At 40.2% G+C, this 25,347-nt stretch carries 21 protein-coding genes; 15 read left to right on the forward strand and 6 right to left on the reverse strand.

Annotated elements, in window-relative coordinates; translation table 11 throughout:
* The first annotated feature begins 24 nt into the window (after window positions 1–24).
* Window positions 25–3,255, forward strand: coding sequence for a carbamoyl-phosphate synthase large subunit (gene carB, locus KSO91_RS01800; protein WP_238740744.1), 3,231 nt, complete (start codon window positions 25–27; stop codon window positions 3,253–3,255).
* Window positions 3,256–4,251: 996 nt separating this feature from the next.
* Window positions 4,252–5,460, forward strand: a complete 1,209-nt coding sequence (locus KSO91_RS01805) for an acetate kinase (RefSeq protein ID WP_238740747.1) — start codon at window positions 4,252–4,254, stop codon at window positions 5,458–5,460.
* Window positions 5,461–5,744: 284 nt separating this feature from the next.
* Here KSO91_RS01805 and KSO91_RS01810 read toward each other — a convergent pair whose 3' ends face one another.
* The gene (locus KSO91_RS01810; protein WP_238740749.1) at window positions 5,745–6,053 is read right to left on the reverse strand and encodes a chaperone modulator CbpM; all 309 of its coding nucleotides are present in this window, start codon (window positions 6,051–6,053) and stop codon (window positions 5,745–5,747) included.
* 3 nt (window positions 6,054–6,056) lie between these two features.
* Window positions 6,057–7,004, reverse strand: coding sequence for a DnaJ C-terminal domain-containing protein (locus tag KSO91_RS01815; protein WP_238740751.1), 948 nt, complete (start codon window positions 7,002–7,004; stop codon window positions 6,057–6,059).
* Between the two features lie 243 nt (window positions 7,005–7,247).
* On the opposite strand from KSO91_RS01815, the gene KSO91_RS01820 reads away from it, so the two are divergent.
* A complete protein-coding gene (locus KSO91_RS01820; RefSeq protein WP_238740753.1) occupies window positions 7,248–7,532 on the forward strand; it encodes a YkgJ family cysteine cluster protein in 285 nt (94 codons plus the stop codon).
* 104 nt (window positions 7,533–7,636) lie between these two features.
* Here KSO91_RS01820 and KSO91_RS01825 read toward each other — a convergent pair whose 3' ends face one another.
* The 3 genes from KSO91_RS01825 to KSO91_RS01835 form a co-directional block, all read right to left on the reverse strand.
* Complete coding sequence (locus KSO91_RS01825; RefSeq protein WP_238740755.1) at window positions 7,637–7,897, reverse strand: HP1242/YdcH family protein; 261 nt, start codon at window positions 7,895–7,897, stop codon at window positions 7,637–7,639.
* Between the two features lie 429 nt (window positions 7,898–8,326).
* Window positions 8,327–8,761 carry a universal stress protein gene (locus KSO91_RS01830; RefSeq protein ID WP_238740757.1) on the reverse strand — a complete coding sequence of 145 codons (435 nt, stop codon included), beginning with the start codon at window positions 8,759–8,761 and terminating at the stop codon, window positions 8,327–8,329.
* A gap of 786 nt (window positions 8,762–9,547) precedes the next feature.
* Window positions 9,548–10,057 (reverse strand): DUF2062 domain-containing protein, encoded by a 510-nt coding sequence (locus tag KSO91_RS01835; RefSeq protein WP_238740759.1) that lies wholly within the window; start codon window positions 10,055–10,057, stop codon window positions 9,548–9,550.
* Between the two features lie 36 nt (window positions 10,058–10,093).
* On the opposite strand from KSO91_RS01835, the gene KSO91_RS01840 reads away from it, so the two are divergent.
* From KSO91_RS01840 to KSO91_RS01895, 12 genes are all read left to right on the forward strand, one after another.
* Window positions 10,094–12,484, forward strand: a complete 2,391-nt coding sequence (locus tag KSO91_RS01840; RefSeq protein ID WP_238740761.1) for a DNA internalization-related competence protein ComEC/Rec2 — start codon at window positions 10,094–10,096, stop codon at window positions 12,482–12,484.
* Between the two features lie 21 nt (window positions 12,485–12,505).
* Window positions 12,506–14,257, forward strand: coding sequence for a lipid A ABC transporter ATP-binding protein/permease MsbA (gene msbA, locus KSO91_RS01845; protein ID WP_238740763.1), 1,752 nt, complete (start codon window positions 12,506–12,508; stop codon window positions 14,255–14,257).
* Window positions 14,257–15,219: a tetraacyldisaccharide 4'-kinase gene (lpxK, locus tag KSO91_RS01850; RefSeq protein WP_238740765.1), complete on the forward strand. Its 963-nt coding sequence runs from the start codon at window positions 14,257–14,259 to the stop codon at window positions 15,217–15,219. Before msbA ends, lpxK begins: the two co-directional genes overlap by 1 nt.
* Window positions 15,216–15,398 (forward strand): Trm112 family protein, encoded by a 183-nt coding sequence (locus KSO91_RS01855; RefSeq protein WP_275113880.1) that lies wholly within the window; start codon window positions 15,216–15,218, stop codon window positions 15,396–15,398. Before lpxK ends, KSO91_RS01855 begins: the two co-directional genes overlap by 4 nt.
* A 2-nt stretch (window positions 15,399–15,400) precedes the next feature.
* Window positions 15,401–16,168, forward strand: a complete 768-nt coding sequence (gene kdsB / locus KSO91_RS01860) for a 3-deoxy-manno-octulosonate cytidylyltransferase (protein ID WP_238740767.1) — start codon at window positions 15,401–15,403, stop codon at window positions 16,166–16,168.
* 8 nt (window positions 16,169–16,176) lie between these two features.
* Window positions 16,177–17,115 carry a hypothetical protein gene (locus tag KSO91_RS01865; RefSeq protein ID WP_238740769.1) on the forward strand — a complete coding sequence of 313 codons (939 nt, stop codon included), beginning with the start codon at window positions 16,177–16,179 and terminating at the stop codon, window positions 17,113–17,115.
* Window positions 17,116–17,124: 9 nt separating this feature from the next.
* Window positions 17,125–18,024, forward strand: coding sequence for a DUF350 domain-containing protein (locus tag KSO91_RS01870; RefSeq protein ID WP_238740771.1), 900 nt, complete (start codon window positions 17,125–17,127; stop codon window positions 18,022–18,024).
* 80 nt (window positions 18,025–18,104) lie between these two features.
* The gene (locus KSO91_RS01875) at window positions 18,105–19,805 is read left to right on the forward strand and encodes a polyamine aminopropyltransferase (protein WP_238740773.1); all 1,701 of its coding nucleotides are present in this window, start codon (window positions 18,105–18,107) and stop codon (window positions 19,803–19,805) included.
* A 146-nt stretch (window positions 19,806–19,951) separates the two neighbouring features.
* Window positions 19,952–21,514: a SulP family inorganic anion transporter gene (locus KSO91_RS01880; RefSeq protein WP_238740775.1), complete on the forward strand. Its 1,563-nt coding sequence runs from the start codon at window positions 19,952–19,954 to the stop codon at window positions 21,512–21,514.
* A 630-nt stretch (window positions 21,515–22,144) separates the two neighbouring features.
* A complete protein-coding gene (gene pfkA / locus KSO91_RS01885; protein ID WP_238740777.1) occupies window positions 22,145–23,107 on the forward strand; it encodes a 6-phosphofructokinase in 963 nt (320 codons plus the stop codon).
* Between the two features lie 71 nt (window positions 23,108–23,178).
* Window positions 23,179–23,766 carry a UPF0149 family protein gene (locus tag KSO91_RS01890; protein ID WP_238740779.1) on the forward strand — a complete coding sequence of 196 codons (588 nt, stop codon included), beginning with the start codon at window positions 23,179–23,181 and terminating at the stop codon, window positions 23,764–23,766.
* On the forward strand, window positions 23,763–24,491 hold the full coding sequence (locus KSO91_RS01895) for a TIGR01621 family pseudouridine synthase (RefSeq protein WP_238740781.1): 729 nt from the start codon (window positions 23,763–23,765) through the stop codon (window positions 24,489–24,491). The genes KSO91_RS01890 and KSO91_RS01895 overlap by 4 nt, the downstream gene beginning before the upstream one ends.
* 34 nt (window positions 24,492–24,525) lie before the next feature.
* Here KSO91_RS01895 and xthA read toward each other — a convergent pair whose 3' ends face one another.
* Window positions 24,526–25,332 carry an exodeoxyribonuclease III gene (gene xthA, locus KSO91_RS01900; RefSeq protein ID WP_238740784.1) on the reverse strand — a complete coding sequence of 269 codons (807 nt, stop codon included), beginning with the start codon at window positions 25,330–25,332 and terminating at the stop codon, window positions 24,526–24,528.
* Between the last annotated feature and the right edge of the window lie 15 nt (window positions 25,333–25,347).

Below are 25,347 nucleotides of genomic sequence, written 5' to 3' on the forward strand. Positions count from 1 at the left end.
CTCGAATAAAAAGGTAAATTTCAGATGCCAAAACGTAATGACTTAAAAACTATCCTAATTATTGGTGCCGGGCCGATTATTATCGGGCAAGCCTGTGAGTTTGACTACTCAGGCGCACAAGCTTGTAAAGCACTCAAAGAAGAAGGTTACCGTGTTGTATTGGTGAACTCTAATCCAGCAACCATAATGACTGATCCCGATATGGCTGATGCAACCTACATAGAGCCAATCCATTGGCAAGTTGTCGAAAAAATTATTGCCAAAGAGCGGCCCTGTGCAGTGCTGCCGACGATGGGCGGACAAACGGCATTAAACTGTGCGCTTGAGCTGGAAGCAAAAGGCATACTAGCAAAATACAATGTGGAAATGATCGGTGCTACGGCTGATGCGATTGATAAAGCGGAAGATCGTAGTCGTTTTGATGCGGCAATGAAAAAAATCGGTCTTGACTGCCCACGTGCTGGTATCGCACATACAATGGAAGAAGCTTACGGTGTATTAGAAATGGTCGGTTTCCCTTGTATTATTCGTCCTTCTTTCACAATGGGTGGAACGGGTGGTGGTATTGCTTATAACAAAGAAGAGTTTGATGATATCTGCTCTAATGGACTCGATCTTTCACCGACTACTGAACTGTTAATTGATGAATCATTAATCGGTTGGAAAGAGTATGAAATGGAAGTGGTTCGCGACAAAAATGATAATTGTATCATTGTTTGTGCCATTGAAAATTTCGATCCGATGGGCATTCATACGGGGGATTCGATTACAGTTGCACCTTCGCAAACATTAACCGATAAAGAATATCAGTTAATGCGTAATGCCTCCTTAGCTGTACTGCGTGAAATAGGTGTTGAAACGGGTGGATCAAACGTACAGTTTGGTATTAACCCTGCAGATGGCCGTATGGTGCTTATTGAGATGAATCCGCGTGTATCTCGTTCATCAGCCTTAGCTTCTAAAGCAACGGGCTTCCCAATTGCGAAAATAGCAGCGAAATTGGCGATTGGCTATACATTAGATGAACTGCAAAATGATATTACCGGTGGCAAAACCCCCGCATCATTTGAGCCGACTATCGATTATGTTGTTACAAAGATACCGCGTTTTAACTTTGAAAAATTCGCTAATTCAAACGATCGATTAACCACTCAGATGAAATCTGTAGGGGAAGTAATGGCGATCGGCCGTAACCAGCAGGAGTCATTGCAAAAAGCGATGCGCGGATTGGAAGTCGGTTCAGATGGCTTCAACCCAATGGTTGATCTTAATGATGAAGGCGCTAAAGACAAAATATTATATGAACTGCGTGAAGCCGGTGCAGAACGTTTATGGTATATCGGTGATGCATTCCGTATTGGCATGAGCATCGATGAAATCCATACCATTACCATGATTGATAACTGGTTCTTGGTACAAATTGAAGATCTGATTCTTGAAGAAACTAAAATAGCTGAAGGCGGTTTACGTGGTTTAGATAAAGCCGTGCTTAAACGTCTAAAACGTAAAGGTTTTGCTGATAGTCGAATCGCGACCGTTGTGGGTGTGGCTGAAGCCGAAATTCGCAAATTACGTGAACGTTTCGATTTGCATCCTGTATATAAGCGTGTTGATACTTGCGCCGCAGAATTCTCTTCGGATACAGCGTATATGTACTCTACTTATGATGAAGAGTGTGAAGCTAATCCGACTAATAATGAAAAAATCATGATTATTGGTGGTGGCCCTAACCGTATTGGTCAGGGCATTGAATTTGATTATTGTTGTGTTCATGCCGCTCAAGCGATGCGTGAAGACGGTTATGAAACTATTATGGTTAACTGTAACCCTGAAACTGTTTCAACCGATTACGACACATCCGATCGTTTATATTTCGAGCCAATTACATTAGAAGATGTATTAGAAATTGTGCGAGTTGAGAAACCTAAAGGCGTTATCGTACAATATGGCGGTCAAACCCCGCTTAAATTAGCACGTGCTCTTGAAGCTGCTGGGGTTCCTATTATCGGGACTTCACCAGAAGCTATTGACCGTGCAGAGGATCGTGAGCGTTTCCAACAAGCAGTGCAACGTTTAGGTCTTAAGCAACCAGAAAATGATACGGTTACAACGACAGAACAAGCGGTTATTTCAGCTGAGCGTATTGGCTACCCATTAGTCGTACGTCCTTCCTATGTGTTGGGTGGCCGTGCAATGGAAATTGTTTATGATGAAGTAGATCTACGCCGTTACTTTAAAGAAGCGGTGAGTGTTTCTAATGAATCACCGGTGTTATTGGATCGTTTCTTAGATGATGCGATAGAAGTAGATATTGATGCTATTTGCGATGGTACAGATGTCGTTATCGGTGGCATTATGGAGCATATCGAACAAGCGGGAGTTCACTCAGGTGATTCTGCATGTTCTTTACCTGCATATACCCTAAGCGCTGAAATACAAGATGAGATGCGCGGTTACATTCGTGCATTGGCATTAGAGCTCGGCGTTATTGGCTTGATGAATACCCAGCTCGCGGTGAAAGATAATGAGATCTATATGATCGAAGTTAACCCCCGTGCAGCACGTACTGTACCTTTTGTATCTAAAGCCACGGGCGTGCCGATTGCAAAAATTGGTGCAAGTGTGATGGCAGGTAAAACACTAAAAGAGTTGGGTATAACAGAAGAAGTGATCCCACCTTATTATTCAGTAAAAGAAGTGGTTTTACCTTTCCATAAATTCCCTGGTTCAGATCCGATTTTAGGGCCGGAAATGCGCAGTACAGGTGAAGTGATGGGCGTCGGTGATAGTTTCGCTGAAGCTTATGCAAAAGCCGAATTAGGTTCGATTAAAGATGTGCCTAGTGTTGGACGTGTTCTGCTTTCTGTGCGTAACAGTGATAAAAAACGAGTAGCAAAGCTAGCGAAAAACTTAGTGAGTTTAGGTTATGAGATTGATGCGACACACGGCACGATGATTGTCTTACAAGAATCGGGCATTAATGCTCGCCTTGTCAATAAAGTGCATGAAGGTCGTCCGCATATTTTAGATCGTACCAAAAATGGCGAGTACACTTATATGGTAAATACGACTGAGGGGCGTGTGGCAATAGAAGATTCACGTCAACTTCGTCGTGCGGCATTACGCTATAAAGTGAACTATACAACGACGCTTAACGGTGCTTTTGCAGCATGCCAAGCGCATCTTGCAGATCCCACTGCTAGCGCTGCAACAGTCAACTCAGTACAAGAGTTACATAAACGTATTACAGGTTAAGTTTTGAGGTATTAACTGACCTTTAACAACGAGTCTAGTAAAAAGCTATCCAAGCAGTTGGATAGCTTTTTTTTTGCTTAAGTAACCTCCGCGCGTAATTGATACAGCGTAGCTACTTCCGTGTGTTTCTGCTTTAACTCAGCGGTCAATAGCCCGTTATTGTTACGCTAAGTTGCCTTACACAAAACTATCAATACAGTATGATGTTATTTTCTAACCTAATAGTCCTAAATAACCTCAATTCTGGATAAGCTAAACGATACAGTACCGTTATTTACGCGTATTTCTGCGTTAAATCATCTAGCAATAACCCGTTATTGCTGCGATGATTCGCCTTGAACTACGCAAAACTAACAGCACTGTATAATATGTTTTTTAACTTTTTGATATTTAATCTAATTTCGCTTCCATTATCCAGAACTGAGGTTAAATATATAGTCCTGAATATAATTTTTGCTTTCACTATCCTGAGTTGAGGTTGAGTAAAATAACCATCTTTCTGATACGTCAGTATTTGTAGCTTCCCACTTATCAATTTTATCTTTGTTGGGGATAATAAAATCACATATAGAGCAGTTGCTTCTGTGTTAAATATGCGATCAATAACCACTTATTGCTATGCTAATTTGCCTAGGGCGACATAAAAAAAACTATCAATACGCTATGGTATAAAATTCTTATTTTTTGATATTAAGAAAATAATAACGATTTAATAGCCACGTTAAAAATACATAATTAACAAAAATAACACCTAAATAGTTTTTTTATCACGTACTCGCTAATAACACACATTAATAGTAGGTATATAAGCCTTATGAAACTATTTTTGTGATCTTTTGGATTACTGCGTATTCTTGTGATATTGTCTTAAATACTATGATAGCTTGCCTTTGGTTGTTTTGGTTTTTTGGTGGCATTGAAAAATCGCTACTTTTTTATAGTTAGAAATGATTTATAGTCTAACCCTTTGTTTTGGTAAGAAATAGGATATACAAAATGCACAGCAAACTGATCCTTGTACTTAATTGTGGCAGTTCTTCTTTGAAGTTCGCTATCATCGATACTAGCAGTGGTGATGAAAAATTTTCAGGCATTGCTGAATGCCTGCATCTAGATGATGCGCGTATCAAATGGAAGCTAGAAGGGGAGAAAGGTAGTGCTGATTTAGGTGCGGGTGCTGCGCATCAAGAAGCGCTTGACTACATTGTCAGTAAGATTCTTTTTCAAAAAACCGAATTAAAAGAAAACTTATTTGCAATCGGTCATCGAGTTGTGCATGGCGGAGAAAAATTTACATCATCAGTGGTGATCACTGATGATGTAATAAAAGAAATTGAAGACTGTATTCCGCTAGCGCCGCTGCATAACCCCGCCCACCTTGAAGGTATCCGTGCCGCGCAACGCGCTTTTGCATTGCTGCCTAATGTTGCCGTCTTTGATACCGCTTTTCATCAAACGATGCCCGAGGAAGCGTTTCTATATGCATTGCCTTATAAACTTTACCGCGAAAATGGTATACGTCGTTATGGTATGCATGGCACAAGCCATTTTTATATTAGCCTGCAAGCAGCTAAAATATTGAATAAACCGCTCAATGAATTGAATATTATTAACTGTCATCTCGGTAATGGTGGTTCAGTTTGTGCGATTAAAAATGGTGTTTCGGTTGATACTTCAATGGGTATGACCCCTTTGGAAGGCTTAGTGATGGGGACTCGCTGCGGTGATATCGATCCCGCTGTTATATTCCATCTGCACGATGAGCTAGGTTATAGTATCGATGACATTCATAGCATGTTGAGCAAAGAGTCTGGTCTGCTAGGATTGACAGAAGAAACATCTGATTGTCGTTTTGTTGAAGATAACTACCAAACAAACATTGCAGCTAAACGTGCAATGGATCTTTATTGTTACCGCCTAGCTAAATATATTGCTAGCTATACAGCGGCTTTAGAGGGACGTTTGGACGCGCTGGTATTCACTGGTGGTATCGGTGAAAATTCAGCTCCTATTCGTCAACACACGCTCGCACGTTTGAGCTTGTTAGGTTTTAAAGTAAACCAGCAAGCTAACTTAGCAAACCGTTTTGGTAAAGTATCTAATCAAGGTATTATCTCCGATCTCGGCAGTACCGTTGCTATGGTTATTCAGACCAATGAAGAATGGGTTATTGCGCGTGATACGCTCGATTTAGTGAGTGCATAATTAACGTTTAATAATGATCAAAGCTAGTCAAATTATTGGCTAGCTTTTTATAACGTTAAGTAACCTCAGTTCTGGATAATGGAAGCGAAATTAGATTAAATATCAACAAGTTAAAAAACATATTATACAGTGCTGTTAGTTTTGCGTAGTTCAAGGCGAATCATCGCAGCAATAACTGGTTATTGGCAGATGATTTAACGCAGAAATACGCGTAAATAACGGTACTGTATCGTTTAGCTTATCCAGAATTGAGGTTAAGTAATAAATCACAAATAAAACAGATTTTACTGCTCTAATATCGCGATGCGATTACGCAACGTTTCGACCTCGTCAAGCAACTCTAAAGCAAGTGCTGCGCCTGCTAAATTGAGTCCGAGATCGGCTTCGAGACGCTGAATAATTTGTACGCGGCGCAGGCAATATCCATGAAATTGCCAATGTCGGGGATCTCCACCTTCGGCTTCAATGATTCCCTCATCCACCAATCCGATAACCCACTTTTCAGGTTTACCACAGGCTCGGCTAAGTTCGTCTAAGGTAAAAGCACTGCTTTCTTCAACAATGATGCCAGATAATACGATTTGCTTGAGCATGCTTTATCCCCCCATTTTGACTCTTGGATTAAATGCCAATGTGCTTGCCATCTCTTGATATAGAGCCTTGGCCGCGTCGCTTGTTGCTGGTGGCGTTACTACCGTTAGAGTGATATAAATATCTCCAGCTTGTTTGCCGGGGATCCCTCTGCCTTTAAGACGAAGTTTATTACCACTGTTTGATCCCGCTGAAATTTTGAGATCTAACATGCCATTCGGGGAGGGCAGCTTAACAGTTGCGCCCAGTGCCGCTTCCCACGGTGTTACAGGCAATTGCATATACAGATCTCGCCCCTCTGTGTGATAAAAGGGATGAGGATTAAAATGTATTTCCAGATAAAGATCCCCTCGACCACCATTTCCCATGCCAGGGGCTCCTTGGCCGGAGAGACGAATTTGTTGCCCCTCTTTAATACCTTTGGGAATTTTCACATTAAGTGTTCGCTGAGTTAGATGAGATTGTCCATAGTCATCTAGGCTTGGACTTTGCAGATTGACGCTACGTGTGGCACCGGTAAAGGCATCTTCAATGGCGATCTGCACCTTGGCATGATGATCCTGCCCTCTGCTATTGAACTGCGCGTGACTTTCCGTGTGTGCCGAACGCCTCTGACGACCAAACAACTCTTCAAAAAAATCACTGAAAACTCTACCATCCGGATCGTTAAACTCAGCACCACTAAATTCTGCGCCTGCATTCCAATTAGGTGGAGGAGAGAACGTCCGACCCGATTTTAGATTGGGGTCAATCCGATCATAAGTAGCACGTTTTTTAGGATCTTTAAGCACTCGGTAGGCCTCATCAGCCTCTTTAAACTTAGCTTCTGCATCTACTTCTTTACTGATATCCGGGTGATATTTACGGGCTAATTTACGGTGAGCACGTTTAATCTCATCCGCAGAGGCATCTCGTCCAACTTCCATTATTTTGTAATAATCTTTATATTCCATGGCCGTGCCGCCTTTTTGAAACGTTATAGATAAATACAACCGCAACCTTTACGTTGTTAGTAAACAAACAACATATATCCTTGAATCATAGTCTAACAGGCTTAAAGTTATGCTATTATTTTTCATTCTCAGCGTTATTTGTTGTACAACAAATATTGTGGATTTACCTAACGGGAGATCGCGAGCGGCAATGATAGAAATAGTTTAAGGCAATAAAGACTTTACTGAAATGGAAACTAACTAATGAATATTGAGATCACAACGCTAGCGGATACAGAAGTGAGCTGTGCAAACTGTGAGGCCTGCTGTTGCCGTTTAGAAGTGATGATTATTACCGATACAGGCGTACCCGACAATTATATTAAGACCGATAGGTGGGGAGGGCAGACCATGGCGCGATTAGATGATGGTTGGTGTGCCGCTTTGGATCGAAATACTATGCGCTGCACTATTTACGAAAAGCGACCTCTGATTTGCCGTGAATTTGAGATGGGAGAGACGGAGTGTATCGCCGAACGTGCGAACTAATATATACGTAAGCTAATACAAGATGCAGAAATCAGCATTTTGTATTAGCTTGCGTATATACAAAGAAATAGTGGCTAATTTACTTAGACCACTATTAATATTTATTAAACAGAGGTTATTAGCTCGTGGTGTGCTTTTAATTGTAGATATAAACTATCTTTTAATTTTGCTCTTTCATGTTTGAGCTGATTCATATTCTCATCATCGGTCGGACAATCTGCGATTTCAAGTTGACGAATCTCATAATCGAGTAGGTGATATTGCTGTGCATTCTCTCTAAATATCTGATCGCTGTGATTTAAATGAACAATGTCTAATTTTAGCTCTGGGAAGTCCAGAATAAGTGCGTGATTTTCATTTAACATATTGATTCCTATATACAAACAGTTGACCTGATCGTTACTATAGCATTGTAAATATGAGATAAAGTTTAATTAATACGTTTATCTAGATCTGCTTAACAAAAATACCTACAGATCTAATATTAATCGAAACTTTTTAATCTATACCGATGTCACTTCAAAATGCCCTGCGGGGACTGCGGCCGAAAACAAGCATTATGTTTCGCCTTTTTCTAACGTTCGGACGATGATCTGAATGTGTACCTTGAGGTGGTTTGGGGGATAAGCGTAAAAATAAGCAATCGAAGCGAATTTCAGCATCGCTCCAATAGATTTACACCATCTCTGGGTAACGGGTGGGAAATATGCCGTTGCGCTTTCATAATTCATTAAGCTGCAATCGGCATCGCTGATCGGTAGTGATTATTGCTCAGAGTATAAACTGCTTCTTTATCACTTCTCGATATAAACAATTAATAAGTCTGTGCTAACGGTATTGACAAGTTTGCGTACTGAAGATAATAAACGACTCCAGAAATCATGATGGTGCCCACAAACTAATAGATCCGCATCTAATTGATTGACTGCAGTTGTTAATTTTTCTTCTAAATCACCCATTACAACTAGCGTGTTTTGTACAGGATAATCAAGCTTATCGACTAAGGTGTGCAGCTCTTTTTGTAATAACTTTTTCTCTCGTCCATCAGAGGCCGCTTGCCTCGCTAACCCTAACGTACCGGCGGGTCCCACCATGCTCACATAATTGGCATCAACATAAATAAATGATAGCTTAGCATTCGCCTCTTTTGCTAATGCTACGGCTTTACTAATCACTATTTCGCTGGACTTTGTTAAATCAACAGCAACTAATATATGCTTATAAATCATTGTATTTCTCCCTATTAAATACCTTATCAATAGTCGTAACTATATAAAATAACATGCTCATGCACTTAACTCAGGTAAAAATGGGAAAAGATAAAAACACGTCAAAAAATCGCACCACAGAGTAAAATGAGGGAAAACACAGAAAAACATAAAAAATAATAATTATCTTATATTTTAGTATGTTAGTTTTTTCTCTGTGTAGCGCGCAGCCCCTCTTTTATGAATGCGAACCGAAACGCAGTTTCGCAGTCGTATGAAGTGTGCGTGGTAGTGGTTTTAATTTTTTTACAAAAAATAACCTAAGTCATCTACATAAGCATGTAAAATAATGCGCTATCTACATCAAGCTTAAGATCATAATAGCTTACCTTTCAGCAGCCTGTTATGGTCGGCCATATTATTGATACTGTTTAGAATTGTAGCCTGACATGGCTTTCAACAGTGGCCAATAGTTATGGATTGTTAAGTTTTCTTCGTTTATCTAGTGCGCAGTTCATTAACATACTCACTGTTAGTTTAGCACTCGCTTATGTTTTGTGTTTTGTGGTGATGTGTTTTTTTTGGGGGGGGCTGGTAAGCGTTGGATAAAATAGATAGTGGGTCTAAAACGGGAGGGAAAACAAGTATATTCAATAGCAGATGTTAATTCGGTTTGTTCACTTATAAAAATAACTTTGCAATGTCCATTGTGTTTTCTAGCCGCTTTATAAATGTGGAGAGTTTCGCGAATAGACCTACGTTACCTCAATATGCTGATTTTGCATCTTGAGGTAACAGGCTTTAAATCTATCTTCTATTGCGACGCTGCCATTTTTTGGTGGTATTGACACGCCAGAATATACGTAGCAGCACATAGCCTAAGATCGAGCAGATAGTGCCCATAATAAAACAGCCCAATAGCAGAGGGGGGGCTATGGTTTCAAGTGTTTTAGCTAACCAAGTCAGTGTCAGCTGAAAATGAAAATCAACCACTTCCTCTTGCAAGATAAATGCACCTAAACGATATGCACCATAGAATAAGGGCGGCATGGTGATTGGGTTCGAAAGCCAAACTAATGCGACCGAGATAGGGAGATTAACGGTAAATAGCATCGCAATAACGGCAGCCAATACCATCTGAAACGGAATGGGCATCCACGCGCAAAATAAACCTACGCTAACAGCTCCAGCTACACTCCTACGGTTTAAATGCCATAAATTAGGATTCTGTAAAGTTTCACTAAAATGTCGAAGGTGAGGGTGAGCTTTTAATGTTTCTGGAGTTGGTAAAAACCGTTTAATAAATTTTTTTGGCATATAATTAAGTTTTACTGTTAATTAATTCGGATAACAATGCGCATAGTTTTGTGGCTAGCAATTGCTGTTTTTTTATCAAGCCTGTTTTGGCCGCGTCTGTTAAATGATAAAGATATCGTTTATTGCCTGATTATTTTTTTTGTTTTATTAATTCTACCACGTTTACGCACTTTAGCTGTGATTCCATTGCTCGCTATTTACATTACTTTTTATACTCATTTAGCTTTAACGGGAAGTTTGCCTCCATCTTGGTTAAATAGGGTATTACCTTTTTCTAACAGCACATCATTACAAACGTTTGTTGATAAGCAAGACCATAGCATAATAGTGGAAATTAATTCATTAATAAGTATTAAAAATAGAGGTTATTTCACCGCTAAATTAATTGAAATTGATGGTAATCACTTAAATTATTCACCACTGTTAGAAATGCGCTGGTATAAGCCAACATTGGATGTCCAAGCGGGTGAGGTGCATGCTTTTAAGGTTCGTTTTAAACCTGTTTACGGGCGAGCAAATCCGGCTGGATTCGATCGTCAAAAATGGCGTTACTCTAACCATGTTGCTTATCAGGCAACTATTAAAGCACATCTTTTTCAGCAATCAGCTAGGCGCTCTTTTCGCGCTTTTTTTTATCAAAAAGTAACTACGTTATCAAATTCTTTAAATCACCAAGGCATTATTTTAGCGCTCTCATTTGCAGATAAAACATTAATTAGCAGTGAAAAAAAAGACTTGATCCAAAAGTTGGCTATTGCTCATCTATTTGCCATTTCAGGATTACATATAGGTCTTCTTTTCTCTTTTGTTTATCTGTTGGTGCAGCAGCTAGTAAAGCGTTTTTGTGTTGAACGTTATTTAGGTTGGTTTGCTTGGCGTCTGGTGAATTTTACTGCGCTCTCTGGTGCGCTTTTTTACGTCTACCTTGCCGGATTTTCACTGCCTACGCAGCGGGCTTTTTTAATGTTGCTATTTGCCGTTGTGGTTTTGTCATTAAAGCGCAAATGTGCGCTTGTTGATCTATTGGGGGTGACTCTGTTGGTTATTCTATTATGGGATCCCTTATCTGTTCTAAGTTTAAGTTTATGGTTATCGTTTGCAGCGGTAACTATTATCTTAATTATTATATGGCGTTTTCCCGGTGTCGCAAAACAGCATAAAGATAACGCAACCGATAGTCTATTTGCAGCCAGCAAACGCTACTTAAGCTTTCTTTTTTTTATACAATTATCTTTAACCTTACTGATGATACCGATTCAGTTATTAAGTTTTTCTGGGCTTAGTTGGTTATCGCCCTTTATTAATTTTGTTGCGGTACCGCTTTTCTCGGTGCTGATAATTCCTTTGATTTTATTGGGGTGTTTGTTTTCTCTTATCGCAGAGCCTATCGCATTACTGCTCTTTTCTACTGCCGATGTAATGATCAATTTTTTCTTTACTTTTTTTGCTTGGGGAGGTGTGGCCTACCAAAGCTATTCAGGTGTTTATTGTGAGCTTATTATTATGTTTGTCAGCTTGGTTGTTACATTATTTGTTCTTTATTTTCTGCTCGCTAATAACCGTAAAACAAGTTTGTTATTTAGTGGGCTGCTGCTCACGCTATTTATTTCTTCATTCTGGAAGAATAAATTAAATGACTCAACGCAGTGGTTTGTTGAGGTATTTGATGTGGGGCAAGGACTAGCTGTGTTAGTTAGAAGTCAGGGGCAGACTCTGCTTTATGATACGGGCCCGTCATATCCATCGGGATTTAGCACTGCCAAAAGTGAGATAGTGCCTTATTTGGATTTATTGGGTATTCGCGAGTTGGATTATTTAGTGATAAGTCATAGTGATATCGACCACGCGGGGGGATTTACAGTGATTCGTAATGCATTTAAACCTAAGCATATTATCTTTGGTGAACCACTGCTTAAGGATGCAGCGGTAAGTGAGGCGAGACATTTATGTCGAGCGGGAGATAGCTGGTCTTTTGGATTATTATCGATTGCGGCTTTATCTCCCTTTTCGGTTACAGAGAACAACAATAATAATTCCTGCGTATTGCGTATTAGTGATGGCAAACACGCGCTCTTGTTAACTGGCGATATTGATAAAAAGCAGGAGTTATTGTTGCTTGAACATTCGCCTCTTTCATTACCAAGTGATTTATTGTTTGCCCCTCATCATGGTAGCAAACATTCATCGAGTCGTGCTTTTATCAACAGGGTTGCGCCGCGGTGGGGCATTTTTACTGCGGGGTTTATGAATCAGTGGGGATTTCCAGCGGCACAGGTAAAGTCACTTTATGAAAAGCAGGGCATTAAAACGGTCAACACGGGCTTACAGGGTTTTATTCGATTTACTATAACGCAAGAGAAAATTAAGATGCAAACATATAGAGAAGATCTTGCCCCTTATTGGTATCATCACTCTTTTTCTCTCTAGAAATCATTACTGGGTGTCCCCATGAAAAACGAAGAACAAAGTAGTTGGCCTGCCTTTAAGCGCTTAGCGGGCTATGTTAAAGAGTTTAAATCAGGTTTGTTTGGCGCAATTGTTGGTATGTTAGGCTATGCAGCGGTGGATGCTGCGTTTGTTTATTCAATCAAGCCGTTAATGGATAAAGGTCTCACGGGAGACGATCCATCTGTTTTAACCTTTATGCCTATTTTCGTTGTGCTTATTGTCGGCGCACGCGGTATTGCCGCCTTTTTAAGCTCTTATTGCATGGCATGGGTGGGTACGCATGTGGTGATGAAGTTACAACGTCAACTTTTTAACCATTTGATGGTATTGCCAATTAGTTTTTTTGATAAAACCAATACCGGCGATCTGCTTTCTAAAATAACTTATGATGCGAGTCAAGTGTCGAATGCAGCGAGTAATGCGTTGGTCAAAATATTTCGAGAAGGTGCGACGGTTATTGCCTTAGTGACGATGATGTTTTTTCAAAGCTGGCAACTCTCTCTGGTTTTTTTCTTGGTGGCTCCGGTGCTAGGAATCGCTATCAAGGTGGTCAGTAAACGTTTTCGAAAAATTGGTAAAAATATACAAAGTGCGATGGGAACAGTTACGACTACCTCTGAGCAAATGTTAAAAGGACATAAGGAGGTGTTGATGTTTGGAGGGAAAAATATTGAAAGTGATAAATTTGACCGCATAAGCAACACCGTTCGTTCTCAAAACATGAAAATGGCTAGCGCCTCAGCTATCAGCGTGCCGATCATACAAACTTTGGCTTCTTTTGCGTTGGCTTTTGTACTTTATCTTGCCACTTTTCCTGAGATTATGGATAGCCTCACCCCAGGTACCTTTGCGGTCATTATTACCTCGATGATGATGTTGATGAAACCGATAAAAGCGGTAACTCAGGTTAATAATGAAATTCAACGCGGTATTGCTGCAAGTGAAAGTTTATTTGCTCTTTTAGATATAGCACCGGCAAAAGATAAAGGTACACTAGAAATTAAACGGGCTCACGGCGATATTGAATTAAAGGATGTTATCTTTACCTACCCCAGCGCTGAGAAACCGGCTTTAAATAAAGTGAGTCTGACAGTCAAAGCGGGGAAAACTATCGCATTAGTGGGACGTTCAGGCAGTGGTAAATCAACTATCGCGAATCTATTAACGCGTTTTTATGATATTGACAGTGGTGAGATAATTTTAGATGGGGTTAATATTGAAAATTACCGCTTGGCGTCTTTGCGCAGTCAAGTTGCGATCGTTTCACAAAGTGTACATCTCTTTAATGACTCTATTGCTAATAATATTGCCTATGCTAATACAGATAAATACAGTCGTGAAGATATTATTAAAGCGGCAGAAACGGCGCATGCGATGGAGTTTATTAACGCTTTCCCTAACGGTCTTGATACGGTTGTCGGTGAAAATGGTACGTTATTGTCCGGTGGGCAGCGTCAGCGTTTAGCGATTGCCCGAGCACTGCTTCGTGATGCTCCTATTTTAATTCTAGATGAAGCAACTTCTGCTCTGGATAGCGAATCTGAGCGTCATATACAAGCTGCTCTGGATGAATTACAAAAAAATCGCACCTCGATTGTGATTGCGCATCGTTTGTCAACGATTGAACATGCCGACCAGATACTGGTTGTTGATGAGGGGCGAGTGGTTGAGCGTGGCACACATGCTCAACTGATGGCTGAAAAGGCGATTTACCATAGCCTCAATAAAATTCAAGCATCTGGAGATTTGTAATGCGCTTTTGGTATCAAGCAATACACTGGTGGGGCTGGTTTTTATACCCCTTTTCACTGCTGTTTGCTGGCATCACTTTAGTGCGTCGCTTCGTGTATAAAAAAGCACTCATCAAAAGTACGGAAAACAGATTGCCAGTAATTGTTGTCGGCAATATATCCGTAGGCGGAAATGGAAAAACCCCTTTTGTGATTTGGTTATGTGAGCTGTTAATTGAACAAGGTTATAAACCGGGAATTATTAGCCGCGGATATGGGGGAAAAAGTGAGGTTTATCCCCTACTTGTTGATGAAGAAGTAACCGGAAAGCAAGCGGGGGATGAGCCCGTGATGATTTTTAAACGTTTAGGACTTCCGATTGTTGTTGATCCGCGACGCAGCGCTGCAGCAGCGTACTTAAGTAAGCATTGTGCGGTTGATATCATTATCAGCGATGATGGACTACAGCATTATGCTTTGCAGCGTGATATCGAAATTGTGGTTGTCGATGGGCAACGTCGTTTTGGTAATGGCCACTTAATGCCGATGGGCCCGTTAAGAGAGCCTTTATCGCGTTTAAAAGAAGTAGATTTTATTATCAACAATGGTCAGCTGCACGCGGATGAAATTACTATGTTATTGGCGCCAAGTCGTTGTTTAAGGGTTGATGGGGCTGATGCTTTGCTACCTTTAAACTGTACAATAAACGCCTGTGCCGCTATCGGTTACCCTCAGCGTTTTTTTGATACCCTAAACAGACAACATTTCACGATACATAAAGCGATTGCGTTTGCTGACCATTATGCTTTTAGTGAAGGTGACTTTACACAATTTGAGCCACACTTACCCTTGTTGATGACCGAAAAAGATGCGGTAAAGTGCACCACTTTCGCACAGAAAAATTGGTGGTATTTGCCAATTGATGCGCAGTTACCAGTATTTTTTGAAAAGCAGCTATTAGATAAAATTAAGGAAATAAGATGATAGATATTAAATTACTCGACATTATTGCTTGTCCCGTATGCAAAGGAAAATTAGGGTTTAAAAAAGAAACCAATGAGCTCATCTGTAAATTTGATCACCTCGCTTATCCTATTGTCGATGGTATTCCTGCTTTATTGACAGTGCGCGCCCGCACTATTGCGCAAGACGAGGAAGCTTAACCATGTCTTTTATTGTTGTCATTCCAGCGCGTTATCATTCCACACGTTTGCCTGCAAAGCCGCTACTTGATATTGTGGGTAAAAGTATGATCGTTCGTGTGGCGCAGCAAGCTTTAAAAAGTGGTGCTTCACGTGTGATTGTTGCAACCGATGATCAGCGTATCGTTGATGCTTTAACGGCAGTGGAAAATATTGAAGTTTGTATGACTTCAATAATGCATGAATCGGGCACCGATCGACTTGCGGAAGTATGCCAAAAGTATCAATTCGGCAGCGATCAAATAATTGTTAATGTGCAAGGTGATGAGCCGCTTATTCCTCCTGCAGTCATTCGTCAGGTTGCTACCAATTTACAGCATAATAAGCGTGCCAGTGTGGCTACATTGAGTGCACCTATCGACACTTTAGCTGATGTGTTTAATACTAATGCGGTAAAAGTGGTTTGTGATAAAAATCAGATGGCTTTGTATTTCAGTAGAGCGACTATCCCTTGGGATCGTGATAACTTTAGTGCTGAGAATAAAACCAAGGATGCATTTGATAGCTGCAAATTACAACGCCATATTGGTATTTATGCATATCGTGTTGGATTTCTCGCAGAGTATGCGCAACTGTCCGTTTCGCCATTAGAGTCACTTGAAAAGCTTGAGCAGCTGCGGGTGTTATGGCATGGGTTTAAGATTCATGTACAACAAGCTTGTGAAGTGCCACCTGCCGGTATTGATACGGCTGACGATTTACAACGTGTTATTGATTATTTATCTAATTAGGGAAGGTAATGAAAATTAAACTATTACTGGTGTTTTGCATGAGCTTGTTAGTTGTTGCCTGTGGCGATGACCGACCAGCTCAACTAAAGAGCAATATTCAACGCGCAGATTATTTAGTTGAAAATCTTGGGCAAAACCTAGATACAAATGCAATTCGCAATACTAGTATCTTGCGCGAGTACGCAAAACTATTGGCACAAGAAAAACCCGATTTGAAGCCATTACTGGGGCAACTAAGCCGTGATGCAAGTCGTGATGGCCCTATGTATCAAGGTCTGCAAAACCGTTTGAAAACCGTTAAAGAGCAACCGCAAGTATTGGGGGACATTGAAGCGCAGCTTTATGAAACAGAAAACTTAATCGCAGCGGCAGATGCTATTCTTTTTAATGATGCCTTATCCGATCCGATTAATGTTATTGCGGATATGTCCGAAGGGAAGTTAGCGCGTGTTAACGCCATTAGTAAGCAGCGCAGTCTTCAAGCTAATGGAGCCGAGGATAATGGTGCCGGTAGTCAGTTAGTTGGTAACCCCGGGTATGGCAGTTGGCAGAGCAATAGTAGTGGTGGTTCATTTTGGCAATGGTATGGCATGTACGCTATGTTTTCTGCCTTATCACCTCGTCGAGTGCAATACGACCGCTGGTCCTCTCGCCGAGATTACAGCTATTATAACGATTATGGACGCAACCGTTATACCTCGCCGCAACAGGCTAAATCACAAGATAACTTAGCGAAAAAAACCAATAAGCAGTTTGCCAATAAAGGCGGTTTTAAGAGTCCTTATGCAAAATCGAAAACAGGCGCAAGCCGCATGTCAAGCTCAAGTCAGCAAGCACAAAAATCCGCCCCATTTTCGGGGAAGTCGAGCTTTTCAAGAACAAAATCTTCAAGTAGTTTCAGAAATAGCAAATCCACTTCTTCTCGCGGCATAAGTCGCGGAAAATAAGGCAATAATATGAATGAATTAATCACAATGTTAGGACAAAGCGGTTCGCTGGTTGGCTATTTACTAATTGATATGGCAGTGGCTATTCTTTTATTGGGTGGGATCCGCTATACCATGGGTTTCATTAGTAAAGTTGATACCACAGATGAGCTCGCTGAGAAAGATAATTTTGCCTACGGTATCAGTTTAGCGGGTGGCGTGGCCGCAATGGGGATTGCCCTGAGTGGGGCTATTACCGGTGAATTGGCCGGCTCATATCTTGTTGAATTAATTGGGATGTTAACTTATGGCGTGGCGGGTCTGGTGATGATTAAAGCCGGTCGTTATATTCATGATAAATTTGCACTGCCTGATTTTCGTAAACATGAGCAGATATTACAAAGAAATATCTCCGTCGGTATTGTTGATGCAGCGTCCGTGATTGCCACTGCAATTGTAGTGAGGGCTGCTTTGATTTGGGTAGAAGGCATTGATCTTAATACCTTTATCGCGTTATTTTGTGCATGGATTGTTTCCCAACTTATGCTCGTTATTATTACCCGGGTCTTCGAGTGGCAATATGCTCGTAATAGCGCAGTTAGCTTCCAAGCAACGTTAGAGGCGGGTCAAATGGCGTTGGCAATCCGTTATTCTGGTTACCTCATATCAACCGCGATGTCGGTCACTGCCGCAAGTTATTTCATTCATTATAACGCCCAAAATTTGTTGGTCGGCATTATGCAATGGGCTGTAATGAGTTTAATTTTGATGGTCTGTTTAACATTATTAACGATGCTCGCAAAAGTGCTTGTGTTGTGGGGAATTAACCGTCGAGAAGAGGTCGAAGATCAACAAAATATTGGTATTGCACTGATTGAATTAACCACCTCATTCTCAATCGCATTATTGTTAATGGCCTTAATGACCTAAATTAATCTTTAATTAATCACGTGTAATAAAGGTCATCACAGTGTTGGTGACTTTTTTTTTAACGGCTAAAGAGAGTAAAGATGGGCGATTCGAAAAAATTAAAACTGTTGGTTGATGATTCTCTGTTGATCTTAATTATGGCGACATTAGCGTGCTGTGGTTTGATTTACGAGTATCTACTTTCTCATTATTCAGCACGTATTCTGGGTAGTGTTGAAACTGTTATTTATGCAATTATCGGCATTATGATTGTCTCTATGGGCTTAGGCGCATTTGCTGCTAAAAAAGTAAAAGATGCTTTTCAAGGTTTTGTTGTTTTAGAATTGCTTGTCGCCTTTATTGGCTGCAGTGCGACTTTATGCATAGCGGCTGTGATCGGCTTGAGTCAAACATTGCCACAGATAATTGCAGACACTTACTTGATCCCGATAGATGCTATGCCACGAGGTGGGATACTGGCGCAAATAAGTTGGTTAAGTGGCCAACTTCCATACCTGTTTGCTTTTATACTAGGGTTTTTAATCGGCATGGAAATCCCTTTAATTGCACGTATTCGTGAGTCTGTTTATGGCCACCATTTAGCGCATAATGCAGGTACTATTTATGGGGCCGATTATATCGGTGCGGGTATTGGCGCTGCAATTTGGGTGCTGTTTATGTTGCGTCTTGAAATAAGCCAAGCAGCGGCACTGACTGCAACACTTAATCTTATTGCCGGATTTGTTTTTTTGCTGCGTTTTAAAAAGCAGCTCAAGCATATTAAATATTTATTATTAGGCCATCTCTTGTTAGCTGCATTAATTGCTTTGGTCTTTCAATATGGTGGTTTATGGCAAAAACAGATGCAAAATATGCTTTATCTGGATAAAGTGGTCTATCAAACACAAACCCCTTATCAAAACCTCGTTTTTACTCGACGTCACTTAGGGGGCGGATTAGAGCCCATTTATAATTTTTATATTAACGGACGTTTGCAGTTTTCCAGTTTAGATGAACAGATTTATCACGAATTTTTAGTACATCCGGCAATGCAGGCCTCTGCCCGACAAGATCATATTTTAATTATTGGTGGAGGAGATGGTTTAGCACTACGTGAAGTTTTAAAATGGCAGCCGAAAGCGGTGACCTTAATTGACCTCGACCCTAATTTAGTCGCGCTATTTAAGTCACCACAAAAGCAACTCCCCGAATATTTAGCGGATAAAATCGTACACTTAACAAAAAATAGTTTTAATGATCCGCGTGTTGATGTCATTCACGATGATGCCTTTATCGCGATCGACCATTTATTACAGAAAAAGAAAATTTTTGATGTGATTATTGTCGATTTACCCGATCCCAGTCATCCTGACTTAAATAAAATGTACAGCGTCAATTTCTACTACCGCCTTAACCATTTACTCAATGGTGATGGTGCAATGGTGGTCCAATCCACCTCTCCATTTCATGCTAAAAATGCATTTATATCAATAGCTAAGACTGTTAAAACTGCTAAATTTAAAGACGTTGAGCAGTACCATCAGAATGTACCCTCATTCGGAGAATGGGGGTGGACAGTGGCGACAAAAAGGGGCGGAAGTGTTAGTGCGCGCTTGCAAGGCCAAGAAAAAATCAAAGTACAAACAACTTGGTTAACGAGTGCGCTGTTACAAAGTGCCTTTGTTTTTAATAAAGATTTTTATGTAGATCAAAACAGCATAAAAGTAAATTATTTAGGTTCTAATCAACTTTATCAATATCATCAGCAAGCATGGGAAAGGGAAACCGAGCTTTCACCCTAGTTTTTATCTGCCAAAAAGATCTGTATAAAATATACGACTAACACAAATAGAGCGGCGCTTATTAATTCATCGTTTACTATTAATTAGATACAAAAGCGGCTACAATTCGCGACCATTTATTCGTGTTACCAAAGGAATTATAAACTGTGTTTGATTTTCCCCAGTTCAGTAAGAACAGTGCAAAAAATGATATACTATCTGGTCTGACTGTTGCACTGGCATTAGTGCCAGAGGCCGTTGCATTTGCATTTGTTGCCGGTGTCGATCCTATGATAGGTCTTTACGGTGCCTTTATAGTCGGATTAGTGACCGCTGTTCTAGGTGGCAGACCAGGAATGATTTCAGGTGCAACCGGTGCCATGGCAGTGGTAATGGTATCACTGGTTTCTGAACATGGTGTGCAATATCTATTTGCGGCAGTATTAGTGGCCGGATTGCTACAAATTTTATTTGGTGTTTTTCATTTTGGTAAATTTATCCGCATGGTGCCCCATTCAGTGATGATAGGTTTTGTTAATGGATTAGCTATTGTTATTTTCTTGGCGCAACTTGGCCAATTTAAGGTTAAAACTGCATCAGGGCAGCTTGAATGGTTACAAGGTAGTGCACTGTATATTATGCTCTGTTTAGCGCTATTGACGATGCTGATTATCCATTTTTTACCTAAACTAACCACGGCTGTACCCTCGACTTTAGTTGCAATTGTTACAGTGACGTTATTGGTTTATTTTATTCCTGCATTAGAAACTCGTACTGTTGTTGATTTTTTGCGTTCAATGTCAGGGGATGAGAATGCAACGATAGCCGGTAGTTTGCCGACGTTTGCATTACCTGCAGTGCCTTTCTCATTTGCAACGCTGCATATTATTTTGCCTTACTCATTGATTCTTGCGGCGGTAGGGCTAATTGAATCCTTATTAACCCTGACTGTGATTGATGAAATGACCAATACACGTGGTCGAGCCAATAAAGAGTGTATTGGCCAGGGCGTATCAAATATGGTTAATGGTTTATTTGGTGGTATGGGGGGTTGTGCCATGATTGGTCAATCAATGATTAATATTAATTCCGGTGGCCGTGGCCGTTTATCGGGTATCACGGCGGCATTAGGCTTATTGGCCTTTATTTTATTCGCGTCGGATTTGATTGAGATGGTACCCCTAGCTGCGCTAGTTGGCGTGATGTTTATCGTTGTATTGGGGACTTTCGAGTGGGCATCTTTTAAAATGATGCGCAAGGTCCCTAAAAAAGATGCATTTGTTATTTTGTTGGTTACGGCGGTGACGGTGGTGACCGATTTAGCGATAGCGGTTTTTGTCGGCGTTATTGTCTCTGCTTTGGTCTTTGCTTGGGAACATGCGCGCCGTATTCATGCAGTCAGTCAAGTTAGTGAAGATGGTAAAGAGAAGAGTTACCGTATCAATGGCCCTCTTTTCTTCGGCTCAGCTAGCAATTTCTTAGATCTGTTCGACGTTAAAAATGATCCTCTGCATGTGATTGCTGATTTTGCAGGTTCGCGTGTGGTGGATCAATCTGCCATTGAAGCGATCAGTGTATTAACGGATCGTTATATGCGTGAAGGTAAGAAAGTTCATATTCGTCATTTGAGTCAAGACTGTCGTAAACTCTTAAATAAAGCGGGCGTATTGGTTGAAATAAACTTAGTTGAAGATCCATTCTATAAAGTTGCATCTGACAGATTAGGCTAGGTGTTTTTAGTTATGGTAATCTTAGCTACATAAAGATTGTACAGCACTAGAAATTAAGTAAAAAACAGGTCGATTGACCTGTTTTTATTTATTGGAAATACGGGGTGGATGATAAGCTGCGTCACATTTTGGACTGGGAGCTGTATTTTTAGCATTCCAAACTGAAAACCAAATTTGATTGTTGCGTAAGCGTTTTTGTTTATTTCTCATTATTATTACTCCTATTAGTTTTAATATAATCTAGCTGCTTAATATTACAAATAGATGATAGTTCCTTTTTTTTTGTTAGTCGAACTTGCGAAAGAACAAAGAATCTCTTTTTTTACTGTAAGATAATCAGGCTGAGTGAGCATAAGCAATATAAGTATTTATGCAGATTGGGTTTGTTAACGAGATGCACCTTTACAAAATCGAACGACTTGGAAATACAATTTTTTTAAATTTCCAAGTGGCTTGGGAATAGTTGTGGTGTATTGCAGCATTAAGTGATAAAAATACGGGCATAAAAATATCCTGTTTTTATCGTATAAAAATTTTGAATTATATTACTTAAATAATTTAAAAATTCGCATTTGTCGTTTTTTGGTATTTGAGTCAATTGTTAATTTATGTAATTAGTCGAGGTAGTAAGTGATTAAAAAAATTGGTGTTTTAACAAGTGGTGGCGATGCGCCAGGCATGAACCCTGCAGTACGAGCCGTTGTCCGTACCTGTTTAGCAAATGATATTGAGGTTTACGGTATTTACGATGGCTATGCAGGGCTTCATCAAAATAAAATTAAAAAGATGCATCGTCATTCTGTTTCTGACATTATTAATCGCGGCGGTACTTTTTTAGGTAGTGCTCGTTTTCCTGAGTTTAAAGAGGAAAGTGTACGCAAAGAAGCGATTAAAAATTTAGAAGAACATGGCATTGAAGCACTGATCGTGATCGGTGGTGATGGTTCTTATATGGGGGCTAAAAAGCTCAGTGAAATGGGTTATCCATGTATCGGTATTCCTGGAACAATTGATAACGATATTGCAGGTACTGATTATACTATCGGTTTTATGACTGCGTTGAACACCGTTGTTGACGCTGTGGATCGCCTACGTGATACCTCTTCTTCACATAACCGTATTTCTGTTGTTGAAATAATGGGCCGTTACTGTGGTGATTTGACACTATGGGCAGCCATTGCTGGCGGCAGTGAGTATGTAATCGTACCTGAAGTTGGTTTTAACGAGGAAGAATTACTCGTACAAATTGCACGCGGCCAAGAAAAAGGTAAAAAACACGCGATTATAGCGATCACAGAACACGTGACGGATGTCACCAAGCTTGCTAAGCGAATTGAAGAGAAAACCAATTGTGAAACGCGTGCAACTGTTTTAGGACATATCCAACGTGGTGGCACACCAATGGCATTTGATCGTATTTTAGCAAGTCGCATGGGGGCTTACAGTGTTGAGTTACTAATGCAAGGTAAAAGTGCGCGTTGTATTGGTATTCAAAATGGCAAAATGGTTGATCATGATATTATTGAATGCTTGGAAGAGATGAAACGTCCATTCCGTCAAGATTTATACGATTTATCTCAAGCTTTATTCTAGAAAAAAGCAACCTTAAATTATGTTTAAAAGCCTGCCGTTTGGCGGGCTTTTTCTTATCTGGAGAATTCGCCATGAAGGCCCCCGTAATCCGATATCAAGCTCTCAATGAACTTTTCTGTATTCCTGAAATAAAAACAAATGGTCGTGCATTTGATGAAATGCTGGGAATAGTTTGTGCGATAGCGACATCTCCGACATGCATCGATTTGGCAGATTGGTTTCCACTGTTATGGGATCAGGAAATGCCGCCATCATTCAGTAATGAAAATCTCGCTGCCGATTTTGCTGCGGCGGTGCTGCAATTTTATGATGATTGTTTAATGAGTTACCAGCAATCAACGCCTTTATCATTGCCAACTGAGCGTTGGTTAAATGAGTCTCTGCAAGTGACTGATGCAGGAAGATCATTTGCTTGCGGATATTTACTTGGCTTAACTCGGATTGAAGCGAGTTGGCAAAACCATTCATTGCAGCTGAAATCAGATCCATTATTGCAAACAACGCAGTTATTACTCAGTAAAATGACAACAGTTAAGAGCAATGATCCACAAATGCAGTCGTTATTTATGGAGCTGCCCGATATGCAAGAAATTATTAACGCCTTGCCTAGGTTACTAAGCGCATTAGGTAGCTTGTGTCTTTCGAAGGTGCAAGAATGATTGAACAGCGTAGTGAAAATTTAGCTAAGTATGCGGATTATTGCTCTTTGCACTTTGAAAATGATCAGTTTATTGTTATCAATAAACAAGCCAATATTAATTTTCATAGTGAGGATGGTGGTTTCGGTGTCGTAGTGGCGGCAGAAAAAGCACTGGGCTGCAAACTTTACAGTGTTCACCGCTTAGATAAAATGACATCTGGGTTGTTATTACTGGCTAAATCCTCACAAATTGCTGCTCAGCTTGCGGCATTATTTGCGACGCATCAAATACAAAAATATTATTTGGCAGTTAGTGATCAAAAGCCGAAAAAAAAGCAGGGGCTTATCAAAGGAGGAATGGAAAAATCACGTCGCTCTATGTGGAAGCTGACTAAAAACAATAACAATTTGGCAATGACCCAATTTTTCAGTTACCCGCTTGAAGAGGGAAAACGTCTTTTTGTTATCAAACCGCATAGTGGGAAAACGCATCAGATTCGTGTGGCGTTAAAAAGCCTTGGCAGTGCTATTTGTGGGGATCCGCTTTATGCAGAAAAGTCATTACAGACGCAACGATATGATCGCGGTTATTTACATGCTTATCAGCTGGACTTTTTATTCAATAAGGAAGCCTTTAGTTTTAAACTATTGCCACAATTTGGGGGGCTTTTTCGATCAGATCGTTGCTTAAGCCAACTACAAAGTATCGGCCCTGTTGCTGAATTAGCTTGGCCAAAAATTTAAAGTTATGGGTCAATTTTAGTATGACCCTTTATTATTAGGCAAACTCAGTCCAAATAGGGGCATGATCAGAAGGTTTTTCTATTGCCCTTAATTCATAATCAATCCCGGTATCAATGGTTTTATCTGCTAATTTTGCTGTTGCTAAAATAACATCAATGCGTAGTCCGCGATTATCATCAAAGCCACGAGAGCGGTAGTCAAACCAGCTATATTGGTCATTGACTTCCGGATTTAACAAGCGGAAGGTATCAGTAAAACCGAAATCCATTAACTTAGCTAGCCATTCACGTTCCTCAGGTAAAAAGCTGCATTTTTTGGTTTTTAACCAACGCTGCGCATTATGATCGCCAATGCCAATGTCTAAATCGAGTGGGGAAATATTAATATCGCCCATGACAATAATATTATCTTCGGGGTTATGGTGTGTTTTTAAGTAGTTATTTAGATCTATATAAAACTGGCGTTTATAAGGATATTTTGTTTCATGTTCTTGGTTTTCACCTTGAGGGAAATACCCATTTAAAATGTGTGTTTTTTCACCTTGTTGATCTTCAATCGAAACCATTATCATCCGTTTTTGGTGATCCTCATTATCTGTTGGAAAACCATATTGCACTGTAATCGGTTTTTCTTTACATAACATAGCAACACCATAATGGCCTTTTTGACCGTGAAAATAGGTGTGATACCCCATTGCTTGAACTGCGTCGATAGGAAATGCATCGTTATCTACTTTTATCTCTTGTAAACCAATTATATCAGGCTGGTGTTTATCGATAATTGCTTGAAGTTGGTGAAGGCGAGCACGTAGCCCATTGATATTGAATGATATTACTTTCATAAAAAAAGCCTTAAT

This window comes from Psychromonas antarctica (assembly GCF_022267535.1).
Lineage (GTDB): Bacteria > Pseudomonadota > Gammaproteobacteria > Enterobacterales > Psychromonadaceae > Psychromonas > Psychromonas antarctica.